Origin of the sequence: Arthrobacter sp. MYb213 (assembly GCF_002979915.1) — a bacterium.
Lineage (GTDB): Bacteria > Actinomycetota > Actinomycetes > Actinomycetales > Micrococcaceae > Glutamicibacter.
In genome coordinates, this window is sequence record NZ_PCQA01000003.1 from 108,109 (window position 1) to 125,300 (window position 17,192).

Genomic DNA, 17,192 nt, shown 5'->3' on the forward strand with positions numbered 1-17,192 from the left:
TTGTCCAAGGCTAAAGGTTCGTCGAGTAACATTTTTGACTTCAATGACTCTTCTTCGCCCCTTGCTAGTCAATTGGCTAGCGAGCACCGCCGACGCGAAGCAATTTCTGAGCGTAAGGTCCCCACTCCTCCGAAGACTCGTTACTTGACGATTTCGAATCAGAAGGGTGGCGTCGGTAAAACGACGACTACGGTCAACTTGGCAGCTGCGTTGGCAAAGAGTGGTTTGAACGTTCTTGTGATCGATATTGATCCACAGGGTAATGCGTCAACTGCGCTCGGCATCGAGCATCATTCGGAAGTGGATAGCATCTACGATGTTCTAATCAACGATCTTCCGTTGGCTGACGTCATTGCGACATGCCCCGAACTACCTTTATTGCAAGTTGCACCTGCAACGATTCACCTGGCCGGCGCTGAGATTGAGTTGGTTTCTCTGGTTGCCCGTGAACAGCGGTTGCAGCGAGCATTGGACGACTACGCGCGAACCCGGCAGCGTGAGGGCCTCCCTCGGTTGGATTATGTTTTCATTGACTGTCCACCGAGCCTTGGCCTGTTGACGGTTAATGCGTTTGTTGCTGCCAGAGAGGTTCTGATTCCGATCCAGTGCGAATACTACGCGTTGGAAGGTCTTAGCCAGTTGTTGAAGAACATCGAGATGATTCAGAAACACTTGAATTCAAAGTTGACTGTATCTACGATACTGCTGACTATGTATGACGGACGAACGAACCTTGCGGCTCAAGTTGCTAACGAAGTCCGAGAACATTTTCCTGAGCAAGTTTTAGGGGCCGTGATTCCACGCTCCGTGCGTATCTCTGAAGCACCTAGTTACCAACAAACGGTTATTACTTACGATCCAAGCTCTACGGGTGCTCTGTCTTACATGGAAGCAGCCATAGAGATTGCGGAAAGAGCCGTTCGAGCCTAACCGGAAGCCTCTGAGCCAACTTAAGCGGGAAATAACCCGCTTATTGTTGTTTAACAAGGAAATTTTCCATTTATAGTCTTCGGAACTTCTTGCAATCAAGGCAAGCAACATCCCCCTTGTTTGTCGAGTAAACAGTAGACTAGTCGTGGCTGAGTATTTGGATGAGAAGGAGTGCCGGCAAATGGCTGAGAAAAAGCGTGGCTTAGGCAGGGGACTAGGTGCACTGATTTCCAGTTCGCCGACAGGCGCTGTACCTGAGACTGTCGAGGATGTTTCACGTGAAACATCCTCTCCCGAACCGCAGATAAGTAAGACTAAATCTGCACGTCCTGTGGATATGTTCTTTGAACCAGGACGAAAATCTTCGTCTTCTGCGACTAAAGTTACCCCTGCAAAAAACGGTAAAAAGACTCGTGCGGCGATGCCAGGTTTAACTTCGTCTGTGGCTCCAAGAGAAACCGAACCAGCTGTCGCGACGAAGGCGACTACTCCTAATATTGAGGAATCTTCTTCAGGTTTAGTTGAAGTTCCTGGCGCAAGTTTTGCAGAGCTCAATGTTAACGATATTCATCCGAATCGTAAGCAGCCTAGAACTAACTTCGATCAGGAACAGCTGGATGAACTCATCCACTCGATCCGTGAAATTGGATTGCTTCAGCCGATCGTTGTTCGGCCTTCGAGAGAAGAAAATGAGGCTCCATACGAACTGGTTATGGGTGAGCGTCGTTGGCGCGCTACTCAAGCCGCCGGCTTGTCTACGATTCCAGCCATTATTCGCGACACTCAAGATAACGATCTTTTACGTGACGCACTGCTGGAGAATCTACATCGTTCGGAACTTAACCCGCTAGAAGAAGCGGCTGCATACCAGCAGTTACTCGAAGAGTTTAACTGCACACAAGAGGTTTTATCTGACCGTATCGGTCGTTCGCGGTCTCAGATTTCGAACACCATTCGGCTCATGAAGCTACCAGCTTTGGTTCAGCGGCGAGTTGCGGCGGGAGTGCTCTCCGCGGGTCACGCGAGAGCTTTGCTAGGCCTGTCCAATGGGGAAGCCATAGAACAGCTAGCTCAACGCATCGTTAATGAGGGCCTGTCGGTTCGCGCTACGGAAGAGGCTGTAGCGCTCAGTGGGGACAAGCCGGTCAAGAAGAATGCCAAACCACGTGAAACTCAGCGGAATGAACGGCTGGATTTCCTAGCTACTTCTCTCGCGGATCGACTGGACACTAGTGTAAAGATCCAGTTGGGCTCACGAAAAGGTAAAGTCAGCATCGAATTTGCCTCGGTTGAGGACCTCAATAGAATCATGGAAGTTCTAGATCCGGACCTTAAAAAGTCTTAGGGTTCAGCTAATAATGATGGTCATGTTTCACGTGAAACATGACCATCATTATTTAATACGGAGCTAGACACCAGCAAAGACGACTGGAGCAAGTTCGAGACGGCACCAATTGCTCGAGGGCTTCCTAGAGTCTGATAACGAACAGGAAAGCTCATAGAAATGCCCCCAGGGGGACATTGAGGCCTTTCTAAGCGAGGGGGAGACCTTCACACCTTCTCTGGCTTCTCTGACAGCCTGTAGGCCCGCTGTAGCGCGATACGGCTGCTCTAATCCATAATGCATGAGTCGTGGGTGGAATGTACCTTGATCGGGCTATCCGCTGAGACCGGCTTCGGGTAGCTCTTACTGACAGATTTACCGTTTCAAGACTTTTCACTGAGGTTCTCTCGTGGAGTCTGTCGTGTGCCGATGTTTTTCTTTCTGTTCTAGTCTGAATAAACGTATGCCCCCTACAGAGTAAATGGATATAAGAAGATGCTAGTTGCAATGATATGAATGGGTGCACCAGAAACTGCGACTTCTCTTAACTGCACTGTTTCTTGTCGTTGACGAAATCCTCAAACGCTTCAGAGCCAGTTGCTATGGCATACCAGAGCCGCCACAATTCTCGTTCAGGGGATCATTATGACGGACATGATGGTCGTAGTTTGGAAGCAAGAACTTTCCACGGCGATGTTTCCGCAATAAAGGCTCATGCACAAAAATTCAGTCGTATGGCGCATCTGCCGGCCTCACCGCACATTCAGGCCGAAAGTATTGCAACGGTATCGACATTGCTAACGTGTCCGGGCGCCAGCAGGCTAGTCCGGTAGATCGTACTGCGTTCCGAGGATGACCTACCGCCTCTCATCCCATACTTTCGCGATTCAACGACAGCACTCAGAAGGCATCAGATCCCTGAACAACCGTGTCGAACCCCTTGAAATAACAGCGTCATGGGAAAAGATGCTTGGCACGGGATATCCTAACTGCCCTGGCATTCCATCTAGGCCGCGCCAGATTGCATCCTTGCCTTGGACGATTGTCTATTTGGTGTCCGGCGACCATCTACTAATGGGACTGTGCGGCAGCCATTAATATTGTGGTTCAGAGCCACCCGCCAAAAACGGAATTATTGACTTCGAGAGCCACACAATATTCTCGTTCAGCGCCACTCTGTATGAACTCCTAACACCACGCCAGAACTCACATGACGAAAGAACCGAGACATACTCACCGGCACGAATGCGTAGCTCTCATTGGACTTCCAATCTTTCTGTAGGAAGCTTTAACTCTATTCAGCGCGGTGAGAATATCTCAGGGTATTCAATGAAGAGACGATGTAGAGATCAGCGTTCCCAGGCAGCAGCAAACAAACCGTGGAGCGTTGTACGAAGGTATCTGAGCTTGGAACCAGAGAGCTAGACGAATAGGTCTATGCCAACACGAACCTGAAGCTTCGGCCAGCAGTCCAGCCGAAAAGACGCACGGGACAACATGAGGCACCTGCGGTTGCCGTCATATGCATGGACCTATTCGTCCACAACGCACGCTGAATGGACACCGATGGTAATAATATTCGAGCTGCGTGCGCGACTTCCGAAAAGGAAGAGCGGATTATCATCAAGATGAAATGTATGTTCAAGACCGCTGACTACAAGGAAAGGTGACCCCTGGTTCTGAACGAGAATATTGGGTGGCTCTGAAACCTTCGAATATTCAGTGACGTGTGTTGCAGGGACATCGTTGGCGTCTTGGTTTCTGACAAAATCTCATCACGCGAATCCGTTCGTGATTGCGTGAACAGGCACCCTGAGGATATTGACCAGAATAATGATGGCCTATTAAATGAGTATGGCCGATACTGAGGTTGTTGCCAAATGTCCTGTGGTTCCTGCGACGTCGGGTCGACGGACTAGAGTCTGTATGAGCTTTGGGCCGATGCCATCTTTTCAGTGCGATGTTCTGTACAGCCTTCCGAATGAATTCGACGCGAAGAACGAACAACTGTGATCTGGGCAGGCTCTTGTGCCGTGGAACGACCGTAACAGATTGTAAGGTGGCTCCACCGGTGAGTATCAAGCGGTTCTGAGACTGGATATCGCTGTACTCAGCGAATGGCTCAAAATTGAAATATTGGTCGCTCTCAAAGAGGCAAATGATCAGAGTCCTTGAACATCGTAATGCAATAACCCGAACAATCGGACCAGCTTACCCGTTCGTGGCAGTGACGATATAACTGACGGGTATGCTTCATATCGCTGTGAACCAGTTCTGCTCTGGAACCATCAGAGGACTAAACGCGTGAACATTCGGAGCAGGCATCCTCTCGCTTGAAGCGCTACCCCGGCAGGGTCCCTGCCCAGGGCTACCGAACATCATGCCCGGAAGACCCGAAGGATAAAACTGAGACTATTGGGTGACGCTCTATGCCGTACCAGCTGGCTATTAATCCGCCGACTAATCACTACTAGCCTGGTGCAGTGTCAGCTCCATCTCTGTTCTTGTGATCAAGTAGTTGGGTGATGATTCCAAAGAGAAGGGGGACGATCCCCACTGATCATATGTTCAGCAAAGAACCACTGTGGATTTGCTCCTTTGTATTTTCTACTTGTTCGCTACTGGTCAACCCTCTGCGGGAATCAATGGAGAAAAGTGCAGGATGAAGGTTCACTGGGGGAGGAGTGTCATTCACATAATAAATCTTCCTTCGTGAACGGGAGCTGCTTAGCGCTACTAGTAGAGTCCCTGTCATTCTCGTGGCCCCATACCGACTGTGTTTGTCTCTGTTTCACGTGAAACATATCTTCGACGTAGTCTCAGTCCTTTTGTGGGTGGCGGGAAATCTGTTCAATTATGGATCAGATCAGTTCTACACGGAACATGGAATTAGCAGCAGAAAAGCTCGGAAATACTTAAATACGTACTACTCAATGTCTTGCCTAGCCTGTGGAGGTGTTTGGACGTCTCGGTACTTGGCAGCTGGATCCGTAGTTGATGTTGACTGAGGAGGAGGTTTACGTAAGGAACTACTAATCGTTGGTGAGAGCCCTTCAAAATCAAAAATCTTGAACGACGAGATTGGAACCTGTTTGGCCTTCATACAGACGGGAATAACAAAACCCTGTCCATTCATACTTACCATTCCGCGTGTAATAACGTCTGGAAAGCTCTGTATGAATTTTTGACACTTTGGGAACCGTCAATATTGTGGCTCAGAGCCACCGGCCAGAAACGACGTTACCGACACTGAGAGCCACTCAGTCTTCTCGTCCAGCGGCGCGTAGTATGAACTCCTCCCAGCATCCGAGAACTCACGTGACGAAAGAAGCGAGACGTTTCACCGGCACGAACGCGCAGCTCTCATTGGTCTTCACCCTCTGCCGGACGCTTCAATCCCATTCGGCGAGTTGAGAATATCTCCAAGTCTTCAATGATGAGACAGCGTAGAGTCCAGCGTTCACAGACAACAAGCAAACCGTGGACAGCTGTACGGGGGTATCCGGGCTGGGATCCAAAATGCTAGACGTATAGGTCAAATCAAACAAGAACCTAAAGTTTCGGCCATCGGCCCGGCCGAAAAGATGCACTGGAAACCACGGCGCAGTTGCGGTGGCCGGCATATGCATAGACATAATCGTCCGTAACGCGTCTTGGTTAGCCACCGATGGGAATACTATGCGTGCTGCGTGCGCAACTTCCATGAAGGAAGAGCAGATTATCATCAGGGTGAAATGCATGTTCAGAGTCGTCGGCTGAAAAGGCAGCTGCCCCGTGGCGCTGAACGAGAATACTGGGTGGCTATGAAACCTTCGAATATTCACTGAACAAGGGACCACTCTGTTGGGGTACGACAATACTTGAATGTTGGAAATCAAGATTGTGAGTTCACAGAGTCTCAACCTCAGAGACTCAACGCCAGGGGGGATTGGCATGTGCTAATAGATAAGTGGTCATCGTGTTGAAGACTAACGACAGTACTAAGAACCAAAGGGAATACTACAGAACTGCGTCGGCATAATTTTCTGACGTTCCTGAGGTGAACGCTGAACAATTCTCCTGCGGCCTATTTACTCCCGAGATCAGTACGCCCGCCCAAAAGGTCACTGGTGAGCTCTGAGAAGCCGTGCAGTCGAAGATACAGGGTAACCGGGCATTGGGTCTGTCTTCGGCTGGTGTTATGACTGCAGCACTGTATTAACGCGCGTAGAAGAGTCGATAGATTTGATAATCGCGAGCAGCATAGCTTGGAACCGTGTCAGGGCTGAAGCCGTCGAAGTTACCACAGGGGTGAAACTTACCCCTAGAAATAATCGGTACTCCGTCGCTTTCATCGAAGTGTCCTAGCGCAGCCAGTGAGACATCAAGGATTGGAACAGGATTGCAGCCTACCATTTGCCGTCAACGGTTCAGTCACTGTTCAACGACTTTGGTATTTGCATTTAGGCGCTGGTTTTCGCTCTCGATACAGATCTTTTGTGAGTGGTTGTGAGCATGTTGTGTCGGCGTGGCGATTGGGACCAGTCCGCAGGGGTCTAGGCCCAGACGTGAATACTGCGCGCACGATTGTGCTGTCCATCGATGCATTGCGAGGTTCCAAGTGTTCCACGAGCATTAGGTGGAGCTCGAAGATGGGCAGTAGCTCGCAACTGCTATCTCGATGTGTGCCATGTACCTGTGAAAGGGGAGTTGTATATGGTTCCCAAGAACGCTCCGCGTAGAGCCCAGCGAATATAATCCGGTTTTCAGGTGGTGCCCTACGACGGTAATGTCATTGGCCCCCGACCAGGAAAATATCCAGGCTGTTCCCTAGATTTTCTTGGCTGTTGGTCACAGGTCAGCGCCCAAGGCATCATGGCCTGAACACGAAGAGCAGTTAGAGGGTGACCTTGAAATGATGGCACCTGACAGCTGCAGCGAGTTGAAATCTATTTTGGTGAAAACCTGGATCTTGCCATGTAGGTTTTGACTCCAATCCACTGGTCGAAACTGATTTCGCGGTTTTTTCTAATCTAGTCCGTCAGTGAATACAGCGTGGGTAATATTGGGGTGAAGCTTGAGGAAGATGCTCGTTGGTCGCGTAGGCACAACTGGATGTCTATAACCAGGAGAGTCACCGTAAAGATCTGCTCGCTATGTCCGACTACGAACTAGTTAAGTTGGTCTTGAGTTCGTATCCGAAGGCAGTGGACGGTCACTGAAAAGCCTGAGTCCAGCGTCGATTTAGGGCCAAAGGATCGCTGATTAAGGAAAATGGGACTATGGAACCTGCAAGATATAGTCTTCCCAAAAGTCCACTGAGTCCTGTGCAGGCAAAAAGGTGCACACTTTCATTCACCTAATTCCGCTTGATCGCACGTGTGGTTTACCGAAAGCCAACAGAGGAGTCTTGACCGCCAGCGAGAGAATGTTGAAACCTCCGAGCCTATGTCCGCCCATATACCCGGAGCGTTGTTATGGACTGCTAGATGGTGGTACGCCGATAGCCTGAAGCCTGAAGCCTGAAGCCTGAAGCCTGAAACCTGAAGGCCAATATTGATTGGTCGTTATTGGCTGCTAGTCGCTCCCATGAATGCGAAGGTATTTCGGTTCTGCGACGATACTAGGAAAGCGTAATTGTTTAAAGATGCTGTAGCCGATTTTTTGTTGCCCACTTCTTACTCTTGATACCGGTGGCACTTCGGGGGACTGTTTCACGTGAAACAAACATCGGCCCGTTGGAGCGAGACGAAGCTTTAGTGCAAATTCGGTGCGGCTATCTCTTCCCAAGTTTCACGTGAAACATTCTGTGCGTATCTGATCGACGAAAAATTATCCTGGGTGAGTATCTGGAGCTAGAGAATCATCCAGTATTTCCGAGCAATGGCGCTGCCCTGTTATTCATTCACTACCGACATCCATGCAATTCGATTCAGCGATGGTCCGAATATTCTGACGTCCAATCTGCGGCAGGACAATCGCGGACACGTGGACTTTCATATTGTCCACAGAGTCCGTTTCGAGGAGTAAATTATGTCCGAGTTAGAACTGATAACCTCGCTGCAGACAGCTCCGCCCCCTGAGATATTTGGATCGTCCAGATGGGTTCGCCACAGCAGGGGCCGATTCCGGGACCAAGATGTGGAACCGTATTCGGGTGGTTAGCCATCACCAGCTCGTTGGGTCCGCTAATCGCGATAGTTTCACCAACAGGCGTTCATTTTCGGTGGGTACGCAACTAGTAGAGAGGCTAAGCTCCGACGCGCTTAAATCATCCTGTGAGCCGATTGTAGTGGCTACTTCAAATCCATAAACCGTGTTCTGACAATGGATCGAAGTTACCCTTGTGGACCCAAGACTCCAGGCCTGTTTAGAAGTTGAGGCTTTGCCAAAGAGAACTGTCGGCTTCTATTCCTTAGAGCCGAACTTTGGGGAAGCCATCACTTCTGCATAAGAGTCGCGTCCATCAAGTAATGCGTTAAAGACAACTCTGGACGGGAACTACCGTTCCAATGCCGATCAATAGCGGATGGTTACGAGCCGAGCCTGACCGATTAAACTACAGCTGAAACGCACCGGTGGGAGACAAGAGCGCTGCGACCAGAGTAGGCGAGGACTATTCTTCATGGCTTCACAATGTCCAGTGTCAGCGTGAAACAGCGACACCAGATTGCGGATTTTTAGGACCGTCTATATCTGACAGATTTGGTTTCGTTCGCAGCTATCTGTCGAAAGGGTAGTGAGGTATTCAGAACTGTGGACCGCCGGGTGCCTTATTGAGCGGACAATAAATTCTGGCGATTCCAGCGGGGGAGCAGACCGATGAGATTGCGTGAGATTCGGGAGTCTAAAAATTGCATCTAGCTGCCGCCATCTTTGAGTTCGACGGAGGGGAGTAACCTGTTGGGTACCTTTGGCATGCTGTTGTGGGGATGTGATTCTAGGGGGATGACTTGGACTACTCAGATTTGGCGATTTTTTGATGGGGGCAGGGGATGACTCTCGAAATGAGAGAATATAAGAGTAATGAAATCAAAATACTTTGTTACCTTCTCAAAAGTAACAAATATTGATTCCCTGAGGTCATGACCATCACCGTGACCATGTGTAGGGATGAAAATAGGCGTTGAACTCGAAAGTTCAACGCCTATTTTGGAACAGCTGAGGATTTACAGGTATTCAGCAAAATCCTTCTCGATGACAGCCTTTGGCTTGGCACCGATTGAGGTAGCTACGTGCTCGCCACCCTTGAAAACGTATACAGCAGGAATACTGGTGATTCCGTACTTAGCAGCAATGCTCTGGTTCTCGTCAACGTTGATCTTTACGACATCAACCTTTGCGGCATGCTCTTCAGCAATCTGATCCAGGATCGGACCAAGCTGGCGGCAAGGACCGCACCACTCTGCCCAGAAGTCGACGATGACTGGTTTTTCGGCATCCAGAACTTCTGCCTGGAAGGTTGCTTCAGTTACTGCCTTAGCGTTACTCATGTGAGTGAACCCCTTTCTGAGAAATATTAGTTACTGGCCTTGGCCGGAGTTTTGATGTTTGCCAAGTAGTGTTCGACATCCTGAGCCGCAGCGCAGCCGGAAGCCGCAGCGGTGATCGCCTGACGGTAGGTCGAATCGATGACATCGCCGGCGGCATAGACGCCAGGTAATGAGGTGCGGGAAGAGCGTCCGTCAACGGCAATGGTTCCTTCGGAAGTCAGCTCTAGCTGATCCTTGACGAGGTCCACGCGTGGATCGTTACCGATAGCAACGAAGATACCGGTGACATCCAGTGTGGACTCTTCTCCGGAGTTACGGTTCTTGACTACTAGGCCACTGACCTTGTCTTCACCGTTGATGCCGATGACCTCGGAGTCCCACACAAACTCGATTTTTTCGTGAGCGAGTGCTCGATCAGCCATGATCTTCGAGGCGCGCAGTTCGCTGCGACGGTGAACTACGATCACCTTTGCGGCGAACTTGGTCAGGAACAAAGCTTCTTCCATGGCGGAGTCGCCACCGCCAATGACTGCAATGGTCTGGTCGCGGAAGAAGAAACCGTCGCAGGTTGCACACCATGAGACGCCGTGGCCCGAGAGACGCTTCTCATCGGGGAGCCCCAATTCGCGGTAGGCAGAGCCAGTAGAAACGATCACAGCGTGGGCGCGGTAGACAGTACCATCGGCCAGTGACAGGGTCTTGATCTCGCCGTCGAGCTGCATCTCGGTAACGTCATCGAAGAGTACCTCGGCGCCGAAACGCTCGGCCTGCTTCTGCATGTTGTCCATCAAGTCCGGGCCCATGATTCCTTCAGGGAAGCCCGGGAAGTTTTCAACGTCCGTGGTGTTCATTAGTTCGCCACCGGCAGTGACCGATCCGGCGATAACCAATGGATTCAGATTCGCACGCGCGGTGTAAATCGCTGCGGTATAACCAGACGGGCCGGAACCGACGATGATTACGTCGCGGATTTCGTCGTTCTGTGCTGAAGTCACGGGGATAGAACCCTTTCGTTCTAATAATGCGAGGTGGATAGTAAGGTCTAACCTCACTATCCACCTCAACGCATTGCTATGGTAAAAAATTCCGCGTCTGTTACTTCGCGGAGAACTCGCCAATCTGTAGACCCCATGGACGGGATGCATTGGCACCCGAAGCACGGCGCGGAAGATCGGTGACGTTGAGGAACACATGGGAACCGGAAAGGTAGTCGGTTTCATCGCCCTTGACCGGAATGGAGATCGAAGGACCGGAGAACGAACCCTTCGCAACCGACTTAGCATCGCCAAGATCATCAGACTTGCCAACAAGGACTTCGTAATCTCCACCGGTGGCATTTAGGCCCTCGAGGTTGATTTCCTTGATCGCTGATTCCTCTTCGAGATCCAAGATGAAGACCATATTTGAAGCGAAGCCACCGAAATTGCTCGTGGTGTACGAGTAAGTCTTGTAGGTGCTTGACGGATTACCGTCGGTCATATCGTTCAAGGTGTTATCAGTTTCGGCGTTGAGCTGCTGATTACCTGGCACCAAGCGGGAAACACCATCAACCTTAGGAGCAGGCAATGAAGGCTCCGAAGGAGTCTCTGAGGTTTCCTTGGAAGGTTCTGCTGCCGACTCGGTAGGTGTTGCGGGGGCATCAGCCGTATTATCCTTGCCAGCTCCACCGAGGAAGTTGAAGGCGAAGACGATACCGATAATCAATACTGCAACTAGTACTGCCCCGACGAGCAGACGTACACCCTTTGAGGTGCCCTCGTCTTCTTCGTCTTCTACTGGCTCTGCAATATCTTGTGCCGGGACACCCTTGGCTGCCGCAGGGAAAGTCGAAGCCTTTGGTGCCGAGGCAACCGCAGCAGCGCCAGCAGCAACACCGACACCAGCGGCGGCAGCCTTCTTCTGGGCGGGCTTCTTAGGTTCTTCCTTCTTTGGCTCTGCCTTTTGCGGCGTATCGCCCTTGGACTGAGCAGCTGCTGCGAGGGCCGCGGTAGCGGTTACGTTTGGTTCCTTGTCGTCATCCAGACGTGTCACCTTAGGCTTTGGAGCCTCGGTGTTCTTGCTCGGTGGAGTGACTGGGGTAGCAACAGTTGGGGTAGCGACCTGAGTATTAGGTGCTGTCTGGTCGCCGGTATTTTCCTCAACGTACGAATCTTCGTCATCGAAGGATTCCGCGGGGGCAGTGTTTTTGCGACTGAAGCGGTTCTTTAGTCCGGCAAACCCACTGCTCAGTGCGTTTCCAACCTTGCCCTGTTCTTCGGGCGCATCTTCGTAACGCAACTGATCGTAGTACTCAGCGTCGTCCGCATAAGTTTCAGGGACCGACTGACGGGATTCACCGAAGATTTCGGTTCCCAGAGTGTCGGTGAAAAACGGTTCTACGTACGGTGCGTCCTGGGCTTCAAGAACCAAATCTAGGAGGTCCGCCGAACGTGCGACATTCGCTACCAAATAGCTTTGATTCGTTTCGGTAATTCCCAGATCCAGAACCTGGACGTTTGCCTGGCGCTCACCCATGGCGATTTCTCGCGCACTGGTAGCCAGCTGGGAGGAGTTAGTCGCTGATGCGACCACGATGCTGACCGATCGGTTGAGCACCTGATCGATGCCACCCAGCACCAGATCTCCCTCGGCGGTGGTCAAAACGGATTCGGTGACCTGGTAACGACCGCTAAGGACGGAACCGACATCGATGGGCTGCGACACGTGCATCTCCAAGGTTTGATTGCTTCGAACGGCAGGCTGACCTACCATCTTTCATGTTACCTGCCCAAAGACGTCATTCGTTGGTCATTTGAGCAGAATCACCGCTTAGTGAGACCCGGAATTCTGCGCACCAGTGGTCCGAGGAACCCGGCGAGCTCAGGGACTTTAGTGCGGTGCAATAGGAACACGAAGGCGACTGCCATAACAAGCCCCACGATACAGATGGTGATGACTGCACTCAATAGTGAATCGTAGGCAAATCCGAAGTTGAAACCACCCAAAAGGGCTAACGGTACACAGCCGATGATGGCTGCTAGCGTGGCCATCCAGCCGATACGAATGTAGGTATCGATGACGGTGCCAACGCCGTAGTCACCATATCGGCGTTTGATCAGATAGTGCGTGATCAATGCGGAAATGACGTTAGTGATTCCGTAAATAAAGGCAATGGCCGCCGCAATATGAACTGGATCGATCAAGAAATACGCCAACACCGCTCCGGTCAACCCAATGAGGGCAATGCTGCTTTGGATGAGCATTGGAGTCCGGGTGTCTTCGTCGGCAAAAAATACGCGCAGCATAAAGAATTGCAGGGATTTGAAGGGAAGCCCCAGCGCGGTCAGCACCAGTAGTTGACCGATCGCCGCCGCCGCTGCAATTGAATGTTCCGAATTACCCGCGAAGAGTCGGCCCAAAGGGCCAGCCAAAACGATGAAAACCAAGGTGCAGAAAATTATCGGGATCGCGGTGGAGCGCATGCCCTGGTTCAGTAGCGGACCGATATCTTTGCGCCGTTTGTCGGCGAAGGCACGCGTGAAGTCATTGAACAACACCGTGGCGACCGTCAAGGCAAAAAGCGAGTGGGGGAGCACCGTGATCAGCTGTGAGGTATTCAGTGCGTATTCGCCGGCTACGGAGGCTGCTTGCTCAGCGCTGAGCTCGGTACGGGCGGCTGTCGCTCCAGAGACAATTTTTGAATAAAGTAACGACGAGATATTGCCGATGACCATTGCAGCGAGCGTCCAAACGGCCAAACGGCCGACGTGGCGTAAGCCCATACCGCGCCATGAAAAATCGAATTGAAGCTTGAGGTTGATCTTTTTCAGGGGCCATAACAACACCAGCGATTGCATCAAAATGCCAAGAGTTGCGCCGCCGGCAAGCCAGACTGTTTTTCCGGTGCTCCAGGTGTCCATTGGATTACCTGTGGAATAGGCGCCGAACACGATGATGAACGAGCCAATGACTAACAGTTGGATGAGGTTGTTTACCGCTGGTGCCCACATGAACGCGGCGAACTTTCCGTGCGCGTTGAGCACCTGGCCAAGTACCGCATACAGTCCGTAGAAAAATACTTGGGGCAAGGACCAATATGCGAACGCGGTGCCTAGGGCAATCATCGGTTCGGTCCAGTTATTGGTTAACGCGACAATAATTGGGCGTGCGCAGAGGGTGAGTACCAGGGTCAGCGCGCCCATTACGACTACCGTGAGGGTGACCAGCTTCGAGGTATAAGCAGCACCACGATCTTTGGCCTTGGAAGCCTTGATGAGCTGTGGGATGAGTACAACGTTGAAAATACCGCCGGCTAACAACATGAAGATGATCGTCGGAATGACATTCGCCTTCTCGAAAATATCGGCCACCGAGGTGACCGAGCCGATAGCCATGGCAAGCATTGCGGTACGTACAAAGCCAAGAATTCGGGACACCAACGTGCCTGAAGCCATGAGAGCGTAGGTCGCTGATCGCCCGCCGGAGACCGGCACCGGGGGATCAGCTGGTTCCGTTACCTGTTCAAGGGCTCCAGTGTGTGGCTGATCGGAGCCTGGTTGTGACTTAGGAACCTGAGACATACTTCGTTAGGACCTCGCGTGCCAGGTCTGCGATCCGGCGTTCATTTGGGAAGGAAAGGCGTTTACCGAGTGAGTTTAACGGAATCCATGCAACATCAACTGCTTCATGATCGGGATCATTCTCGATCGTGAGGTGGCCGCCGGTGGCTTCCAAGAGGAAATGGTGCACGGTTTTATGTACCCGGTAGTTAGTTACGGTGAACCAATAATCGACGGAGCCGAGCGGAGCAAGAATACGACCGGCAATTCCGGTTTCTTCTTCGATCTCCCGGATAGCCGCTTCTTCGTTCGTTTCTTCGCCCTCAGGATGCCCCTTAGGTAGGCACCATTCCAAGCGCCCACCACGGTTGTATCGGGCGATGATTGCAACCGGAAAATCGGGGCTATCAAAGTCGATAACTATGCCACCGGAGGAGACTTCTTCGACCGTAGGAAGCGCCTGAGGACCGCCGGGTGCCTGAGCAGAAGCCATTGACGCAGTCAATGGGGTGCGCTTTGGGGCAGACGGGATCGGACGGTTCATGCAACCACTCTATCGAGTTTTTGGTGATCTATACCTTAGCGACTTGGACAAGAGAGCTATCTCGCAAGGAACTTCGGTGATTTTTCAAGCGAGATCACCAGAAATCTGGCACGCTTAAGGAACTATGCACGCACTTCCATCTCATGACGCCCTGCGCCAGATCCTACCTTCGGTCATTTTCGACCTAGCCGACCGTTTTGTTCGCGCCGGATTTGAGATCTCTTTGGTGGGTGGTCCGGTACGCGATCTGTTTCTTGGACGTGTCTCACCCGACCTAGATTTCACCACGAGCGCTACACCTGAGCAGACGGTCAAAGTGATCTCTGGCTGGGCCGACAATATCTGGGATGTGGGTCGCGAGTTTGGAACCATCGCCTTCAAAAAAGACGGGTTCACGCTAGAGGTCACGACCTATCGCGCAGATGCCTATGACAAGGATTCGCGTAAGCCTATTGTCGCTTTTGGTGACAATCTCCGTGACGATCTCTTCCGCCGGGACTTCACTATGAATGCAATGGCCTTACGACTGCCCGATTTGGAATTGGTGGATCCCTTTGACGGGGTTGATTCACTACGTGTTGGACTCATCCGCACTCCAGGATCTCCGGATATCTCGTTTTCTGATGATCCGTTAAGAATGATGCGCGCCGCTCGCTTTGCATCTCAACTTCGCATTGAAGTTTCGCCAGAGGTACGCCAGGCGATGGCCGAGATGACCGAACGTATCGATATTATTTCCGCCGAACGCGTCCGCGATGAATTGATCAAGTTGATCAATGGCGCGGACCCTCGAGCTGGCATAGATTTATTGGTCGACTCTGGTCTGGCCGACAAAGTCCTGCCAGAGGTATCGGCCTTGCGTTTAGAAATCGATGAACATCATCGACACAAAGATGTCTATCAGCATTCATTGACGGTGCTCGAACAAGCAATCGGGCATGAAACAGAGGATGATGGTGCGGTCCCCGGACCAGATTTCATCTTGCGCTTTGCGGCTCTGATGCATGATGTCGGCAAGCCTGCAACGCGAAAATTTGAGCCCAATGGGGCGGTGTCTTTCCGTCACCATGACATGGTCGGCTCCAAGCTGGTGAAGCAGCGTATGCGCGCTCTTCGCTTCGACAAGGACACGACAAAGGCAGTAGCGCGTCTAGTTGAGTTGCATATGCGCTTTTATGGTTATGGTGAAGCCGGCTGGACCGACTCGGCGGTACGCCGCTATGTGACAGATGCTGGCGACTTACTTGAGCGTTTGCATCGGTTGACCCGCTCAGACGTCACGACTAGAAACCGTCGCAAGGCAGAACGCCTGGGTTTCGCATATGACGATCTAGAGACGCGTATCGCAGAAATCACGGAGCAGGAAGAGCTGAATGCTATTCGGCCAGACCTCAACGGGGAACAGATCATGTCCATACTAGGGATCAAGGCCGGGCCAATGGTGGGCCGGGCTTACAACTTCATGTTGAACTTGCGTTTAGATGATGGACCGTTGGGCGAAGAAATAGCTGGGCAGCGCCTGCAAGCTTGGTGGGCTGAGCAACCTGAAGCTCAAGCAGGAGAACAAGGTTAAGTAGTTCACCCACTTTGGTGTTGGGGTCGTTTTGAGCATCGCTCGAAGCGACCCCAACGCATTTAATGAAACTTATTTAAGAATTTTTGTTTTTCGCTGGCACTCACGGCATTCACCATGTAAGCTAAATATTGTGATTGGGAAGTCTCAATGAGATTTGCGGATCAAAAAGACAATACACAGAGAATCTCGTGCTTTTGCATGATCGATTCGGACAGATATTTAGGAGGTGGGAAACGTGATTACGAATTCAATTATTTGGAACGATGGCGGTAAGCGATCAGGCAATATGACCTTTACGCATCGCTGGTTCGGCTATGCCGCACGCCATGGCGTTTCCTCTGCCTCCGGAATAATGGATTCCTAGAACTTCTACGAATTCAATCAAAAGTTCCTGAGGCAGTCAGTCAGTAATCGACATTCTCCCTTAGGAACTTTTTCATGTCTGCTCCACTTTTTGACAGCACCACCCAACGGGCTGTTCGGACCTCGGAACTCATCTTCGCTGGTCCTGAAAGCCTCAAGGCTCGCGCAGTTTCAACAACGCGCCAAGACCTTCCTAGCCCTTCGATTCATTTGGAAGGGAGGGAAAAATAATGAGAAAGCGTTTAGGCAAAAACCCGAAACCATTGGACAACACTGAGTTCAACCGTCTTCTGCGACAACGGGAATTGGTTAACCATGTGCCACCAGAAATGTACTTCCGTATCCGGTAGTTCCAAACGACGCCATTACCGTTGATTGGAATCACTGGAAAAGAGGTAGAAAATGAATTCGCAAGTAATTGCACAGAGGCCCGCCGGCCTTTTAG

At 51.3% G+C, this 17,192-nt stretch carries 8 protein-coding genes; 3 read left to right on the plus strand and 5 right to left on the minus strand.

The genetic code is table 11. From position 1 onward, the window contains the following. Entirely contained in the window at positions 1-930 is a 930-nt protein-coding gene (locus tag CQ011_RS08090; protein WP_105676438.1) for a ParA family protein, read from the plus strand. A gap of 181 nt (positions 931-1,111) precedes the next feature. Beyond that, entirely contained in the window at positions 1,112-2,275 is a 1,164-nt protein-coding gene (locus CQ011_RS08095; protein WP_105676442.1) for a ParB/RepB/Spo0J family partition protein, read from the plus strand. Between the two features lie 7,127 nt (positions 2,276-9,402). On the opposite strand, the gene trxA is transcribed toward CQ011_RS08095, so the two are convergent. From trxA to CQ011_RS08120, 5 genes are all read right to left on the minus strand, one after another. Beyond that, positions 9,403-9,726: a thioredoxin gene (gene trxA / locus CQ011_RS08100; protein WP_096255096.1), complete on the minus strand. Its 324-nt coding sequence runs from the start codon at positions 9,724-9,726 to the stop codon at positions 9,403-9,405. Between the two features lie 26 nt (positions 9,727-9,752). Next, the gene (gene trxB, locus CQ011_RS08105; protein WP_105676446.1) at positions 9,753-10,721 is read right to left on the minus strand and encodes a thioredoxin-disulfide reductase; all 969 of its coding nucleotides are present in this window, start codon (positions 10,719-10,721) and stop codon (positions 9,753-9,755) included. Between the two features lie 100 nt (positions 10,722-10,821). Beyond that, complete coding sequence (locus tag CQ011_RS08110; protein ID WP_146112586.1) at positions 10,822-12,429, minus strand: flagellar basal body-associated FliL family protein; 1,608 nt, start codon at positions 12,427-12,429, stop codon at positions 10,822-10,824. A 98-nt stretch (positions 12,430-12,527) separates the two neighbouring features. Further along, entirely contained in the window at positions 12,528-14,285 is a 1,758-nt protein-coding gene (murJ, locus tag CQ011_RS08115; protein WP_286161132.1) for a murein biosynthesis integral membrane protein MurJ, read from the minus strand. Continuing rightward, positions 14,269-14,808 carry an NUDIX domain-containing protein gene (locus tag CQ011_RS08120; protein ID WP_105676454.1) on the minus strand — a complete coding sequence of 180 codons (540 nt, stop codon included), beginning with the start codon at positions 14,806-14,808 and terminating at the stop codon, positions 14,269-14,271. The genes murJ and CQ011_RS08120 overlap by 17 nt, the downstream gene beginning before the upstream one ends. A gap of 124 nt (positions 14,809-14,932) precedes the next feature. On the opposite strand from CQ011_RS08120, the gene CQ011_RS08125 reads away from it, so the two are divergent. Then, positions 14,933-16,381: a CCA tRNA nucleotidyltransferase gene (locus CQ011_RS08125; RefSeq protein ID WP_105676457.1), complete on the plus strand. Its 1,449-nt coding sequence runs from the start codon at positions 14,933-14,935 to the stop codon at positions 16,379-16,381. Positions 16,382-17,192 lie beyond the last annotated feature (811 nt).